At 63.0% G+C, this 13378-nt stretch carries 14 protein-coding genes, 1 tRNA gene and 1 pseudogene; 9 read left to right on the top strand and 7 right to left on the bottom strand.

Translation table 11 applies throughout. From position 1 onward, the window contains the following. Together Q0O97_RS13920 and Q0O97_RS13915 are read left to right on the top strand one after the other, a co-directional pair. Window positions 1–1548 (top strand): VapE domain-containing protein (locus Q0O97_RS13920; protein WP_294930467.1); only part of this gene is annotated, 1548 nt, incomplete at its 5' end. A 485-nt stretch (window positions 1549–2033) separates the two neighbouring features. Continuing rightward, window positions 2034–2534 carry a hypothetical protein gene (locus Q0O97_RS13915; RefSeq protein WP_294930464.1) on the top strand — a complete coding sequence of 167 codons (501 nt, stop codon included), beginning with the start codon at window positions 2034–2036 and terminating at the stop codon, window positions 2532–2534. Here Q0O97_RS13915 and Q0O97_RS13910 read toward each other — a convergent pair. Continuing rightward, entirely contained in the window at window positions 2531–2719 is a 189-nt protein-coding gene (locus tag Q0O97_RS13910) for a helix-turn-helix transcriptional regulator (protein ID WP_294930461.1), read from the bottom strand. The genes Q0O97_RS13915 and Q0O97_RS13910 overlap by 4 nt on opposite strands. Window positions 2720–2786: 67 nt before the next feature. Between Q0O97_RS13910 and Q0O97_RS13905 the strand changes: the two genes are divergently transcribed. From Q0O97_RS13905 to Q0O97_RS13895, 3 genes are all read left to right on the top strand, one after another. Continuing rightward, window positions 2787–3023 (top strand): hypothetical protein, encoded by a 237-nt coding sequence (locus Q0O97_RS13905; protein WP_294930458.1) that lies wholly within the window; start codon window positions 2787–2789, stop codon window positions 3021–3023. A 17-nt stretch (window positions 3024–3040) separates the two neighbouring features. Beyond that, entirely contained in the window at window positions 3041–3466 is a 426-nt protein-coding gene (locus Q0O97_RS13900) for a hypothetical protein (RefSeq protein ID WP_294930455.1), read from the top strand. A gap of 156 nt (window positions 3467–3622) precedes the next feature. Next, window positions 3623–4795: a PrsW family intramembrane metalloprotease gene (locus Q0O97_RS13895; protein ID WP_294930452.1), complete on the top strand. Its 1173-nt coding sequence runs from the start codon at window positions 3623–3625 to the stop codon at window positions 4793–4795. Between the two features lie 141 nt (window positions 4796–4936). Here Q0O97_RS13895 and Q0O97_RS13890 read toward each other — a convergent pair. After that, window positions 4937–5502 (bottom strand): annotated as a pseudogene (locus Q0O97_RS13890) (IS5 family transposase); the annotation flags it as partial. A gap of 47 nt (window positions 5503–5549) precedes the next feature. Here Q0O97_RS13890 and Q0O97_RS13885 point away from each other — a divergent pair. Further along, entirely contained in the window at window positions 5550–5996 is a 447-nt protein-coding gene (locus tag Q0O97_RS13885; RefSeq protein ID WP_294930450.1) for a hypothetical protein, read from the top strand. 362 nt (window positions 5997–6358) lie between these two features. On the opposite strand, the gene Q0O97_RS13880 is transcribed toward Q0O97_RS13885, so the two are convergent. Together Q0O97_RS13880 and Q0O97_RS13875 are read right to left on the bottom strand one after the other, a co-directional pair. Continuing rightward, window positions 6359–6434, bottom strand: a tRNA-Ala gene (locus Q0O97_RS13880). Between the two features lie 122 nt (window positions 6435–6556). After that, the gene (locus Q0O97_RS13875) at window positions 6557–6880 is read right to left on the bottom strand and encodes a TIGR02300 family protein (protein ID WP_294930447.1); all 324 of its coding nucleotides are present in this window, start codon (window positions 6878–6880) and stop codon (window positions 6557–6559) included. Window positions 6881–6981: 101 nt separating this feature from the next. On the opposite strand from Q0O97_RS13875, the gene Q0O97_RS13870 reads away from it, so the two are divergent. Together Q0O97_RS13870 and Q0O97_RS13865 are read left to right on the top strand one after the other, a co-directional pair. Further along, the gene (locus Q0O97_RS13870) at window positions 6982–7677 is read left to right on the top strand and encodes a SprT family zinc-dependent metalloprotease (protein WP_294930444.1); all 696 of its coding nucleotides are present in this window, start codon (window positions 6982–6984) and stop codon (window positions 7675–7677) included. A gap of 48 nt (window positions 7678–7725) precedes the next feature. Further along, window positions 7726–8394 carry a GntR family transcriptional regulator gene (locus tag Q0O97_RS13865; RefSeq protein ID WP_294930442.1) on the top strand — a complete coding sequence of 223 codons (669 nt, stop codon included), beginning with the start codon at window positions 7726–7728 and terminating at the stop codon, window positions 8392–8394. A gap of 4 nt (window positions 8395–8398) precedes the next feature. Here Q0O97_RS13865 and Q0O97_RS13860 read toward each other — a convergent pair whose 3' ends face one another. From Q0O97_RS13860 to scpA, 3 genes are all read right to left on the bottom strand, one after another. Further along, complete coding sequence (locus Q0O97_RS13860) at window positions 8399–9688, bottom strand: homoserine dehydrogenase (protein WP_294930439.1); 1290 nt, start codon at window positions 9686–9688, stop codon at window positions 8399–8401. Between the two features lie 191 nt (window positions 9689–9879). Next, window positions 9880–10404 carry a hypothetical protein gene (locus Q0O97_RS13855; RefSeq protein ID WP_294930436.1) on the bottom strand — a complete coding sequence of 175 codons (525 nt, stop codon included), beginning with the start codon at window positions 10402–10404 and terminating at the stop codon, window positions 9880–9882. A 166-nt stretch (window positions 10405–10570) separates the two neighbouring features. Further along, a complete protein-coding gene (scpA, locus tag Q0O97_RS13850; RefSeq protein WP_294930433.1) occupies window positions 10571–12718 on the bottom strand; it encodes a methylmalonyl-CoA mutase in 2148 nt (715 codons plus the stop codon). A gap of 57 nt (window positions 12719–12775) precedes the next feature. Between scpA and Q0O97_RS13845 the strand changes: the two genes are divergently transcribed. Beyond that, complete coding sequence (locus tag Q0O97_RS13845) at window positions 12776–13306, top strand: DUF4174 domain-containing protein (RefSeq protein ID WP_294930430.1); 531 nt, start codon at window positions 12776–12778, stop codon at window positions 13304–13306. Window positions 13307–13378: the final 72 nt, after the last annotated feature.

The following is a 13378-nucleotide window of genomic DNA, read 5'->3' as shown; positions in this document are numbered from 1 at the left end:
ACCGGCGACCGGGACTATTGGCTGAACACCGTCAAGCTGCCCTTGGCGGGCGACATTGCGACGGGGCGGCTGACCGAGGATGAGGCCAGGCCGATTTTTGTCGCGGCGTCGGAAGCCTGCGGCGGCGCGGTCGATTCCGAAACGGATTGGCAGAAGTTCATCGCGTCGGACGTGCCGAACGCGCAGGCGTTGGGACAGGCAGGGAAGCGGCCCAAGACCACGGCATCCGTGTTCAAGGACGCACAGGCGGCGGGCTGGGTGTCGCCTGTCACCCCTCAAGGAGATGGACACGGCGGGGTGCAGCAAGGCGCGGGGCGTAAACCGGGGGTGTCCGTGCCCGAACTGATCGACCAGCTTGCTGGGCAGCCGCTTGCGTTCGGGCGCAATGAGCGGACGGGCAAGCACACGTTCGATCTGACGCAGCCCATTCCCGGCGTAGCGTTGCCGGTCGGTGTGCGGCAAATAGTGGATGATACGGCAGGGCGGCAGATCGCGGCGCTGCTGGCACGTATGACCGGGCGTGATATCGGCGTCCCCAAGGCTATGGACGCAATGAAAACGGAAGGCGATGCGCATCCCTACGACCCGGTGAAAGAGGCGCTGGGGGCGCTGGTAAAAAACAACCCGTGGGATGGAACGCCCCGGCTGGATACATGGCTTGTCACCTATCTGGGCGCGCTAGATACACCCCTTCACCGTTCTTGGGGACGGCTCACGGTGCTGGCGCTGATCGCCCGCATCCTCAAACCGGGGTGCAAGTGGGATCACGTCCTGACCCTCTGCGGCGCGCAGGGCGCGGGCAAATCGACGCTGGGCGAGATCATGGCCGATCTGTTCGGCCCCGATCTGTTTACCCCCATGACCGTGCTGGGCACCGACGACCAGAAGGTCATGGAAGCTACCGGCGGCAAGCTGGTCGTCGAATTGTCCGACATGTCGCGAGGGCGCATTCGCGAGGTCGAGAACGACAAGGCGCTTCTCTCCCGGACATTCGATGAGGCGCGCATGGCCTACGGGCGCGAGGTGACGAAGCAACGGCGCGGCTTCATCTTCATTGCCACGACGAACGATGACCAGTTCTTGCAGGACGTGACCGGCAACAGGCGATGGTGGCCGGTGAAGGTCGGGGCGATCAACCTTGAGGCGTTCAGAAACGACTGGCCCCAGATTGTCGTTGAAGCGTTGCAGGTGTTCTTCGGCCCGGAGTTCGGTGGCGACGTGACGAAGATCGGGCTTGATCCGAAGTTCTACGGCGACGCAGCGGCGGCGCAGAAGGCTTTCACTTCCCCCGATGAACTGGCGGCAGATGTCGAAACCATGCTGCGGCAGAAAGCGCCGGATGGCTCGTGGGGCGTCAGGCGCTCCACAGTCGGCGGTGGTCTGCGGGTCAGCCACGGCGACCTGCGCAACCGGCTGGCTGGCGGCGTGTGGGGCAGGCTCGGGCCGAACAAGCTGGGGAAAGAACTCAACCGGGTGATGCGCGCGCTGGGCTGGACCGCTGCGAAGGCCCAAGGTGATCGTCAATGGATACAACCCGCAACGTGGTGACAAACGACAAAGACGTAAGCCAGCGAACGCACCGAAAACAGTCTATACACGGAACACACGGGCCGGGGGCCGGGGCAGATTTCCGGCTCCATCACCCCCCCTCTGAGGCCAAAGGGGCAGCAGTTTTCCATTAGAGGCTCTAAAATCAAGTTTCAGGCGTTCAGAGGGGGTGTAATCTTGATTATAGGAGCTTCCAGTCACCTCTCTGCCCCCTTTGCCCCCTACATGGATTTTAGCCAGCAAAAAAAAGGTGATCGGCAGGGGCAGATAGGGCGAGAAAAGCTGCCCCCTTTGCTGCCCCGCTGCCCCTTATTATTGAGATTTATTCGCAATAAATTGCCGAGGGGGCAGATGCATCTGTCCCTGATTCGTGAGGGGGCGTCGGACTGGATTTCCCCCGATTTTCGTTCCCCCGGCGAAGTAAGGTTATACACGGAACAATGCGCAGTAACGCGCTAACAAGCAGCTACACGAAAAGGAAAAAGGTGATTGAGCAGCCCGAACAAACCGACGACGCAGACGTGTTCGATACCGTCCTGCGGCGGGTCGAACAGGGACTTGACCCCTTTGCCGCCGCCCGTGCCGAGGGGGTCCGCTTCGGTGATCTTTACGGCTGGTGCCGGGATCAAGCCGCGCCGGGCCATCACCCCTATGCCCTTCTGCTGGATGCCCGCGCCGAATGGCTGACCAATCGCGCGACAGCTTGTTATGACCGGCTGGCCCAGCGTGTCGATGCCGGGCTGGTGCGGCACCGTGATATTGCCGAGGTTGAGCGTGCCGCCATCCGCGCCCTTGCCACCGAGGCGCGGGCGCTTCGTCAGCAGGCAGCAGACCTGCGCCAGTTCGCCAGCGTGCCCCCGGATGCCCAGCTTCGGGCAATGGAACAGGAATGGGGTGAAAGCGCCAAGAGCCGCCAAGCCCGGCTGGTGCGGTCGCAACGGGTCAAGCCGCGCGGGCTGCAAGCCCCGGCACCTGATCGTGCCTAACTGTCCTGAACGGCAGCAACGGCCCTCACCATGTCGTCGGGCGCAAAGCCCAGCACTTCCGACAGGCGAATCAGTTCCACAACGTCAACGCGGCGCTGGCCGCTTTCCAGACGTGCAACAAATGATTGATATTCGTTCAGTTTTTTCGCAAGTTGTGTCTGCGTCATGCCGCCGCGCTGACACATGTATTTCGATCAATGCCCGGTGACGGGCCGAAGTAAGGATAGGTGCGTTGTTTAGGCGTCTCATGATATGCCGTTCCTCGGAGTGTCTTCAACTTTTGCGCGTTTCTTTCCTCGCGCCCTTCCTGATCCAGAGCTCGTTGCGCAGAATAATCTTGTGGACGGACAAAACCAGTTCAAGGATGTTTGGGGTGGAGTTGCCGACGCTTCCGAGCGCGATGAGCAGATCGCCTTTGCCGAAGGCCTCGGCGCTCCTGCCGATCTGGCCGCCTGCTTTGCCGATCACACCGCGATCATCGAAGAATGAAGCAATAGGAGGCTAGGATGGGTATGCGTTCCGTTGTCATTGTTTTGGCCTGCGCCATGGCATGGGGAATGCCTCCGGCAGTCGCGCAGTCGGCTACCGAAGTGAACGAAACGCTCGACACGCTCTTTGGCGAGCACGAGCGCCCCAAAACCTTTTTTACCGAACTCCAGCAGGCCGTGACCAATGATGATGCGGATGCACTGGCCCAGATGGTTGCCTATCCGATTTCGGTAACGATCGATGGAGAGAGCGTGGAGATCGCCGGCGAAAGCGAATTCGTTACCGATTTCGACCAGATATTCACGTCCGATGTCAAAGACGCGGTAACGAGCCAGAGCTACGAGACGCTGTTTGCCAATTGGCAGGGCGTCATGATCGGGGATGGCGAAGTCTGGTTCTCCATTGTGGACGATGCGCCAAGGATCACTGCGATCAACAATTAAATGCGTACGCTAAGAGCCGGCCCCTTTGCTCGTTTCGAGCAAAGGGGGAATGGCCTGAACATAATCACTTCGATCGCAAAACCTGAACATCCGGGCGGACCACTGCCGCCCCGAATTATTGGCCGACGCCGTTGAGGGCAGAATGGGGGACTTTCGATGACAGCCACACTTTGGAGCGTTCAACCGGCTCCAGCGGCCACGCCCGCTATGGATCGAGTAACGCCCGACGCGTGGACAAGTCCGGCCGGCGTCTGGTCGACTGTCATTTCGCTGATCGTCGTTTTCGCAATCACCATCCTCGTGATGATGGTGTTGGGAGATGCCGGATTTTCCCAACTCGATCTCTACGTGGCGATCGGGCTGACCACACTGGTTCCCTATCTCCTTTGGATGCGGCTGCTGGTCAGGTTCGATCCCTGGATCCCCAGAGCGCGCAAGCTTGTCTTTCTGGCCATCCTCTGGGGCTGCATTCCCGCGGTACTCGCTTCGGTTTTCATGGAAACCGAACTCGACGGAGTGGTGACCGAATTGGGAGAGGCCAGTCTGGGTCTAATGGTGGTGGCTCCATTTTCCGAGGAGTTGGCCAAGGGGCTGTTCGTCGTCCTCGTCTATGTTTTCGGCCGGCGGCATTTGCGCGGGCCGTGGGACGGCCTCTTCGTGGGCGCATTGGTCGGCGCGGGGTTCGGATTTGCCGAGGACATTGGCTATCTGGCCAATGCCTTCAGCGATGGCGGCGTCATCGGCCTGATTGTGAACTATGTTCTGCGGGAGGTATTTACGGCGCATGCCCATCTCGTGTTTACCGCCTGCACGGGGCTGGCTGCCGGTCTTGCCGCGCGGCACGGGCTTTCGATGGGCCATGGCCTGGTCTGGATTGGGCTGGGTTTTCTCGCAGCGTTCGCGTTGCATGCCATATGGGACACCAGCACGGCCGTACTGCCGTCTGGCGAGACCGTCATGCTTTTTGAGCCGATCATCCAGGGCGCCGTATATGCCGCTATCGCCATCGTCGGGTTGAGTATCCTGCGGCGCCGCGAGGATAAAATGCTGACGGGCCGTCTTGCAGAATACGCCGAGGCCGGCTGGTTCAGTGCCGAGGAAATCGCGTCGGTCGCCGATCCCAAAGCAAGACGAGCTGCCGTCAAGCGAACACGCCGCATGCCTGCGCTGCGCCGGCAAGCCGTCCGTCTCCTTTTTGCCGCCCAGACCCTGCTGGCGCTCAACAGGGAGAAGGCGCTGATGGCGAAAAATCAAATAGACCACACCGAAGAGGAAGACGTCCGGCTCCGCAAACTTGTTGTGTCCGCGCGCGCCATGGGCACGGATTGAGTGCATCTGGCCAGGATCTCGGAGTAGTCCCAGGCGAATGGAAGGCATGAATAATTATTTGGATTCATCCCCGCACGGATCTTTCGCCGGCGGAAGGATTTTGGGTTTTCTGATCATCTTGCTCGGCTTGTTGATCTGCGGGTCCATGCCGTCTCTGATCTTGTCTGCATCGTAGCCGCGATCCGCGAGCAGCACACTCGGGCGGGGCAGATTATCCGCCATCACCAGATCGAAGCCGAGATAGTCTGACGTCTGGCCTGGCGTAATCTCTGTCCTCATGGGAAGCCCGTGTGCATTGACGAGGAGGTGGATCTTGGTCGTAAAGCCACCTCGAGAACGGCCGAAACCCTGTCGCGGAGTCCCCCTTTAGCGCCCGCTGCCTGATGGTGGGCGCGGATTACGGTGCTGTCGATCATCTGCAGGGCACTTGGCACGGATCCGCTCTGGTTCAGGGCCTCCATGATGTCCTCCCAGAGCCCTGCCAACGTCCAGCGTCGGAATTGCCGATAGACGCTCGACCATTTGCCGAACTCCCCGGGAAGATCGCGCCATGGCGCCCGGGTTCGGGCAATCCAGAAAATTCCATCAAGAACGAGGCGGTGGTTGGTGGGTTTGCGCCCGTTCGGGGCGCGGACAGCGAAGATGAAGCGCTCAAAGAACGCCCATTCCTCGTCCGACATAAGGGCTCGTGCCAAACTGGCCTCCATCGCAGATGCCAGCTTGAATCATGATCAAAGCCTGATGTGAATCCCTTTTGTCAGCACGTCCTAGCGCTATATTGATTGTCTTAGCTGGCACATCTGCCGAATCGCAGCCAGTAATTGCGGATTTCTTTGGAGGTTATATGGATGGTTTGGAGCGAGGCGCGGAAGCTGCTCGTCGTGACATGGAACTCATGCGCCAAGTGCGTATGGCGCAAATTGATTTTGCAAAAGCCTATGGTGCATGCAACCGCTATTCAGGCTTGAGTGACCGAATCGAAGGTTTGCGCACAGAAAGAATGCCTATTGACCAAGCGTATCAAGTGATGTTTGCGGAGAATGTTGCATCTAGGAGGGGTTATCCCAATACCGCATTGATTATTATGGATGAAATTCTTCGCCAATTGATCAACGATATCTATTCGGCCCCTTCCGATATTACGCTGGAACAGAAGCGGCAGCGTGCAGTTTTCGTATGTAGAAACTATGCCGGACAGTAGTTGACCCAAAGGAGTCTCTGACCTCTTGTCCTTCACCGCCCCCGGTCCACCGGCCCCTCATTGGGGTCTGCCGGACCCCTGTTGTATAACAGGCCCCGCCGGGGTGCCCCCCTTGGTCCATCACCCCCCCTTCTGGCGGGGGGGCCGAACGAAAGAAAAAGGTGATCGGGCGACGACATTCCAGCGAACTGGCGCAATGTTTTGCCGCCCAGCCCAGCCACCCCACCCCTTCTTGTGCCCTCTTGCGAACAAAGCAGGCGACCGGCAGCGGACAGCGCCCGGTGAAGGCCGCTGCGATTGTGGGGCTGGCTGTGGGGCTGATCCCGCCGAGGGGGTATTTTCTTAATGAAATCAATGTGAATTGGTGGAGCCGAGGGGAATCGAACCCCTGACCTCTTGAATGCCATTCAAGCGCTCTACCAACTGAGCTACGGCCCCACTGTCACAAGACGACGTATCGTCCGTGTCGGGCGTCGTATAGGCGGTGGCGCAGGGGGGTGCAAGAGCAAAATCGCGCGCATTCGCGAAAAGAAAAAAGGCCCCGCGAGGGGCCTTTCGGATCAGTCGTCGTCGTCGCTTGCGACATCGGCGATGTCGTCCAGCGAGACATCTTCATCATCGGTGTCGTCGTCCAGAAGATCGTCGTCCAGATCGCCGCCGTCGGTGTCGTCGTCCAGATCCTCGTCATCGACGACGTTGGCCTGGTCGCGGGCGCTCGCGGCGCTTTTCTCGGAAACCAATGCACGGCCACGACCGCTTTGCAGCGATTCAACCGTGAATTCTGCACCGCAGGCCGGGCAGGTCATCGGATCGCGCTGAAGGTCGTAAAAGCGCGTGTTGCAATGAGGGCACAAGCGTTTCGTACCCCACTCCTCTTTGGGCATGGCAATCTCTTTCAGCCGGGGTTAGGTAAATCCGCTGTCCCCTGCCACAGCATGCGGGGGGTGTCAAAGCCTTTTCGCGGGATTTCTTCAACCGGGCTGCCATGCGCGACGAGCCGTCAGAGATCGTGATAGACAAAGATATCCGCATCCTGCTGCGGCGGATGGCGCGTGCGCGGCGGATGACGTTGCGCGTGGCAAGGGCGGGGGGGCAGGTGGTGCTGACCATGCCGCCCTTCGTGCCGCTGTCCGAGGGACGGGCCTTTGCGCAATCGCGCGCGGGCTGGTTGCGCCGGACACGCGACGCGATGCCCGCGCGCCAGGCGGTCGCGGCGGGGGCGCTGCTGCCCGTTCAGGGCCGGCCCCTGCGGATCACGCCCGCGCCCGTGGCCACGGTGCGCATGCAGGACGGGTTGCTGCTGGTGCCCGACCGCCACCCCGCGGGGCCGGTCCTTGCCGCCTGGCTGAAACAGCTTGCGCGCACGCGCCTGGCGGCGGCCTGCGACCGCCATGCCGCGTCGATCGGACGCCCCTACCGGGCAATTTCGCTGCGCGACACGCGCTCGCGCTGGGGCAGTTGCAGCCATGAGGGGCGGCTGATGTTTTCATGGCGGCTGGCGATGGCCCCTGCCGCCGTGCTGGATTACGTCGCCGCGCATGAGGTCGCGCATCTGCGCCACATGGACCATTCGCCCGCCTTCTGGGACGCCACGGCCCGGCTGATGCCCGATTACCGGACCCACCGCCAATGGTTGCGCGATCACGGGCATGAACTGCATTCCTGGCTCTTTTCGGGCTGACCGGAGACGCCCTATTGACCCCTTGCCGATTTGTGATCACATGAACGCATGAGCAGTCAGAAATCATCGGAACCCCACGCGCATGAACAGCTTTACCGCAGCCTGAGGGCCGAGATCATGATCGGCCTTCTGCCGCCGGGGCAGGCGCTGACCCTGCGCGGGCTGGCGGCGCGTTTCCGCGTCTCGATGACCCCCGTGCGTGAAGCCGTGCGCCGCCTGGTGGCCGAGGGCGCGCTGACGCTGTCTTCGTCCGGGCGGATGACGACGCCCGAGCTGTCGGTGGAACGGATCGAGGAACTGGCCGCCCTGCGCGCCCTGATCGAGCCGGAACTGGCCGCCCGTGCCCTGCCGCGCGCCCATTTCGCGCTGATCGACCGCCTGTCCTCGATCAACGACGCGCTTGGCGAGGCGGCCGAGCGGCACGATGCCGTCGGCTATATCCGCACCAATCTGGAATTTCACCGCACGCTTTACCTGCGCGCGCAATCGCCCGCGATGCTGGCGATCCTGGAAACGGTCTGGCTGCAACTGGGACCGACCATGCGCGCCGTCTACGGCCGCATGCGCCGGAACGAGGCGCCGCGCCATCACCGCATGATCCTGGCATCCCTGCGGGCCGGGGACGAACCCGCGCTGCGGCTGGCGGTGCGGGCGGACGTGACGCATGGGCTGCGCCACCTGTCCCCGTCCGAGGACGCCTATCGCCCCACACGCTGACGGGTCAGACCTCTTCGATGCGCAATTCGACCGGGTCGCTGGCCAGAACGCCGGTCTTGGGCAGGGTCTCGATGGCGTGGTCGATGGCCTCGGGCGTGGTGCGGTCGGTCACGAACAGGACCGGCACGTTCGAGCCGTCCTTGTGCCCGTATTGCCGCATCCGGTCGATCGAGATCCCCGCATCGCCAAGAACGGTCGTGATCTTGGCCAGTGCGCCGGGCTTGTCCAGCAGTTCCATCCGCAGGTAATAGGCGGCGGGCACGGCGGTGCGCGCGGGCTGGCTGTCGCTCAGCGAGGTGGCGGGGACGCCAAACACCGGCAGGCGGACGCCGCGCGCCAGTTCGATCACGTCGGACATGACGGCGCTGGCGGTCGGACCCTCGCCCGCCCCGGCGCCGCGCAGGACGATCTGGCCCACGCTGTCGCCCTCGACCACCACCATGTTCGTGCCGCCCGCCAATTGGCCCAGCGGGCTGTCGGCAGGGACGAGACAGGGCGACATGCGCTGTTCCAGCCCGCGCGCGGTCATCTGCGCCACGCCCAGCAGCTTGATGCGATAGCCCATGTCGGCGGCGCGGCGGATGTCGTCGATGCTGACCCGCTCGATCCCCTCGATCTCGACGGCATCGAAGGCCGGCCGTGTGCCGAAGGCGATCGAGGAAAGGATCGCCAGCTTGTGGCTGGCGTCGATGCCGCCCACGTCCAGCGTCGGATCGGCTTCCAGATAGCCAAGCTGGCGGGCTTCCTCGAAGACCTCCTCATAGGGCAGGCCCGCGCTTTCCATCCGGGTCAGGATATAGTTGCAGGTGCCGTTCATCACGCCCATGACGCGATTGATCCGGTTGCCGGCCAGCGATTCCGTCATCGCCTTGATGACCGGGATGCCGCCCGCGACGGCGGCCTCGAAGCGGATCACCCGGCCAAGTCCTTCGGCCAGTTCCGCCAGTTCCTGCCCATGCATCGCCAGCAGCGCCTTGTTGGCCGTCACCACGTCCTTGCCGGAACGCAGCGCCGCCTCGATGCTGTCCTTCGCAATCCCCGCATCGCCGCCGATCAACTCGACAAAGACATCCACGTCCTCGGCCAGCGCCAATGCCATCGGATCGTCTTCCCAGCGATAGGCGGACAGGTCGGCGTCGCGGTTCTTCCTGCGGTCGCGGGCGCTGACGGCGGTGATCGCGACCGGACGCCCGGAACGTTGCGCCAGTAGGCCGGCATGTTTCTGCACGATCTTGACGACACCGATCCCGACGGTGCCAAGCCCGGCGATGCCGAGGCGGAGGGGGGACGACATGACAGCCTCTCGTCTTGAGTTGACAGGGTGTTAGCGCGGCCCCGCCCGCGTTGCAACGCCCGCGAAGGAAGGCCGGGCATCAAGCCGGAAAAACCCCCGCACCGTACTTGCGGGCAGGCGCCGAACCTCGGCTTGCGGCAGAGGAATGGGCACCCCGCCCCTGCCTGCCCGGCAAAAAGTCCGAAACAACCTCATGCCTTTTCATCGCCCGGCCATTCGCCGGGAATGCCCGTGGCGCGCATGATGCGGATCAGGCGGTGACCCAATTCATGCGTGTCTTGCAACATGGTTTCGATCTCGGGAATAGATAACTCGTCGGCAAACCGCTCGCCCCGCGTATTGACGAAGGCCGGATGCCAATGGCCTGCGCGGCCCGAGGGCTGCCACGAAGCATGGCACAACAGGTTGCGGTTTTGCCTGATCTCCTTCAGCGCCTCGTTCAGCGCGACACGGTCGCGGATGCCGGGATGGCGCCGCAGGGCGGCGTCAAGCTGCTCGATCAGCGTGCCCATCGAATCGTCGGCGATCTCGGACATCTGTTGCAGCCAGGCCTGCAATTCGACCTCGCTCAGATCGTCGGCAAGACGCGCGCGGTCCAGCGAATAGATGGTGCGCTTCAGCACCTCCTCCAGCCAGCCGAAACCCGCGACGGCCTGCCCGATGGCCTGCGCCAGATCGGCGGGCAGCCGGTAATAGCTTTCAGGATAGACCACCATGCGCCCCTCCCCCCGGCCCAGGTTTTCGCCAGGAATGTTCCCACAGCCCCCGCGGCCCGGCAAGCGCCGCATCCCGAAAACCCGCCGCCTTCGGATCGAAACGGCAGGCTTTCTTCATCACTTAAATACCCATGCGGCAATGCGCATGGGCGATGCGCCTTGAGGTTCAGGCGCGCGGGCGGCTTTCGCGGATCAGCGCAAGAATGTCGCGCGCGGCCAGCGGGATGTTGGTCCCCGGCCCGAAGATCGCCTTGACGCCCGCCGCCTTCAGGAAATCGTAATCCTGCTGCGGGATCACACCGCCGCAGATCACGATGATGTCCCCGGCATCCTGTGCGCGCAGCGCCTCGATCAGCTTGGGGGCCAGGGTCTTGTGCCCTGCGGCCAGCGACGAGATCCCGACCACATGCACATCGTTGTCGATGGCGTCCTGCGCGGCCTCATCCGGCGTCTGGAACAGCGGACCTACGTCGACGTCAAAGCCGATATCGGCGAAGGCGGTGGCGATGACCTTGGCGCCCCGGTCATGACCGTCCTGTCCCATCTTGACGACCAGCATCCGGGGGCGGCGGCCCTCCTCCTCGGCAAAGGCCTCGATATCGCGCTGGATCGCGGCAAAGTCCTCGTCGCCCTCATATGCCGCGCCGTAGACACCGGCCAGCGTCCTCACCTCGGCGCGGTGGCGGCCGAACTCGTTTTCCATCGCCATGCTGATCTCTCCCACGGATGCTCTTGCCCGCGCCGCCTCGACGGCGGCCTCCAGCAGATTGCCGCCTTCGCGCGCGCGGCGGGTCAACTCGTCCAGCGCCGCCTGACAGGCGGACTCGTCGCGGCTTTCGCGGATGCGCTGAAGCCGCGCGATCTGGGCTTCGCGCACCTTCATGTTGTCGATGTCGAGGATGTCGATCGGGTCTTCCTGCGCCAGGCGATACTTGTTGACGCCGACGATGACCTCTTCGCCGCGGTCGATCAGGGCCTGACGGCGTGCGGCGGTTTCCTCGATGCGCAGCTTGGGCATGCCGGTCGCGACGGCCTTGGTCATGCCGCCCAGTTCCTCGACCTCCTCGATCAGCGCCCATGCCTTTTCAATGAGTTCGCCGGTCAGCGCCTCGACGTAATAGCTGCCCGCCAGCGGATCGACGACATGGGTGATGCCGGTTTCCTCTTGCAGGATCAACTGCGTATTCCGGGCGATCCGGGCGCTGAATTCGGTCGGAAGGGCGATGGCTTCGTCCAGCGCGTTGGTGTGCAGCGACTGCGTGCCGCCAAGCGCGGCCGCCATCGCCTCATAGGCCGTGCGCACCACGTTGTTGTAGGGGTCCTGTTCCTGCAAGCTGACGCCCGAGGTCTGGCAATGCGTCCGCAGCATCAGGCTGCCGGGCTTCTGGGGATTGAATTCCGACATGATGCGGTGCCACAGGAAGCGCGCGGCGCGCAGCTTGGCGGCCTCCATGAAGAAATTCATGCCGATGGCGAAGAAGAAGGACAGCCGCCCGGCGAATTTGTCCACATCCATCCCGGCGGCCAGCGCGGCGCGGACATATTCGCGCCCGTCCGCCAGCGTGAAGGCCAGTTCCTGCACGAGGTTCGCCCCCGCCTCCTGCATGTGATAGCCGGAAATCGAGATCGAGTTGAACTTGGGCATCTCGCCCGAGGTATATTCGATGATGTCCGAGATGATCCGCATCGAAGGCTCGGGCGGATAGATATAGGTATTGCGGACCATGAACTCCTTGAGGATGTCGTTCTGGATCGTGCCCGACAGCAGGGAACGGTCATGGCCCTGTTCCTCGCCCGTGACGATGAAATTCGCCAGGATCGGAATGACGGCGCCGTTCATGGTCATGGACACGGAAACTTTATCCAGCGGAATGCCGTCGAAAAGGATCTTCATGTCCTCGACCGAATCGATGGCGACACCGGCCTTGCCTACGTCGCCCTCGACCCGCGGATGGTCGCTGTCATAGCCGCGATGGGTCGCCAGATCGAAGGCGACCGACACGCCCTGCTGCCCCGCCGCCAGCGCCTTGCGATAGAAGGCGTTGGATTCCTCGGCGGTCGAAAACCCCGCATATTGCCGGATCGTCCAGGGCCTGCCCGCATACATCGTCGCGCGCGGGCCGCGGGTGAAAGGCGCGATGCCCGGCATCTCGCCCATATGCGGCAGGCCGTGGACGTCCTGCGCGGTGTAAAGCGGCTTGACCCTGATCCCTTCCAGCGTCTGCCAGTCCAGCGCCTGCGGATCGCGGCCCTTCAGCTCTTTCGCGGCCAGTTCGCGCCAGTCGTCAAGGGTGGGCTTTGCGTTTTCGGTCATATTGCATCCTTTCCCACACCCCCATCGCGCCTATATGAAGGGGCAAGTGAGGGAATAATGAAATTCAGTCGATTGATACTCTTGATCTCGGTGCCGTTCATCGCGGCGATGGGCGACCGCCCCGGCAAGGGGGATGAGCCTTCGCGATATGTGCGCAGCATCGTCGGCGACCCCGAGCCGGAATCCGCCGCCGAATCTGCCGAAACCCCGCCCGCAGCCGAGGAATTGCAGGTGATCGAGGCCGCCGAGGCCGACCCCACCGCATATATGTGGACCCGGCGGCCCGCGGTGATCTTTGCCGACACCCCCTCGGACCCGGCCTTCACCGAGCAGATGCGCATGATCACCCGCGATCCTGCGCCGCTTCTGGCGCGCGACGTCGTCGTGATCATCGACACCGATCCCGCCGCCGCCACCGTCTGGCGGCGCAGCCTGCGGCCCGAGGGGTTTTCGCTGGTTCTGCTGGACAAGGACGGGCAGGTGAAGCAGCGCAAGCCCTCGCCCTGGTCGGTGCGCGAGATCTGGCGCGCCATCGACAAGTTCCCCCTGCGCAGGCAGGAAATCGGCCGCGCGGGTGTCGTGCAATGACGATGCGGGCCTGCGCCAGACCGCCGCGTATGCGGTTCGTGATCGTCCCCGCCCCTGCGTCGCGTCAGGGAT

The sequence above is a fragment of the uncultured Paracoccus sp. genome (assembly GCF_945915435.1).
Classification (GTDB): Bacteria; Pseudomonadota; Alphaproteobacteria; order Rhodobacterales; family Rhodobacteraceae; genus Paracoccus.
Note: the sequence above shows the minus strand (reverse complement) of the source record. Positions and strands in the feature narration are given on the sequence as shown.

Coding starts and splice junctions, on each gene's coding strand:
- Q0O97_RS13860 (WP_294930439.1), bottom strand. CDS start 9,688: ATGTCGTCCCCCCTCCGCCTCGGCATCGCCGGGCTTGGCACCGTCGGG.
- Q0O97_RS13900 (WP_294930455.1), top strand. CDS start 3,041: ATGGGTATGCGTTCCGTTGTCATTGTTTTGGCCTGCGCCATGGCATGG.
- Q0O97_RS13845 (WP_294930430.1), top strand. CDS start 12,776: ATGAAATTCAGTCGATTGATACTCTTGATCTCGGTGCCGTTCATCGCG.
- Q0O97_RS13855 (WP_294930436.1), bottom strand. CDS start 10,404: ATGGTGGTCTATCCTGAAAGCTATTACCGGCTGCCCGCCGATCTGGCG.
- Q0O97_RS13895 (WP_294930452.1), top strand. CDS start 3,623: ATGACAGCCACACTTTGGAGCGTTCAACCGGCTCCAGCGGCCACGCCC.
- scpA (WP_294930433.1), bottom strand. CDS start 12,718: ATGACCGAAAACGCAAAGCCCACCCTTGACGACTGGCGCGAACTGGCC.
- Q0O97_RS13875 (WP_294930447.1), bottom strand. CDS start 6,880: ATGCCCAAAGAGGAGTGGGGTACGAAACGCTTGTGCCCTCATTGCAAC.
- Q0O97_RS13865 (WP_294930442.1), top strand. CDS start 7,726: ATGAGCAGTCAGAAATCATCGGAACCCCACGCGCATGAACAGCTTTAC.
- Q0O97_RS13905 (WP_294930458.1), top strand. CDS start 2,787: ATGCCGTTCCTCGGAGTGTCTTCAACTTTTGCGCGTTTCTTTCCTCGC.
- Q0O97_RS13870 (WP_294930444.1), top strand. CDS start 6,982: ATGCGCGACGAGCCGTCAGAGATCGTGATAGACAAAGATATCCGCATC.
- Q0O97_RS13910 (WP_294930461.1), bottom strand. CDS start 2,719: ATGTGTCAGCGCGGCGGCATGACGCAGACACAACTTGCGAAAAAACTG.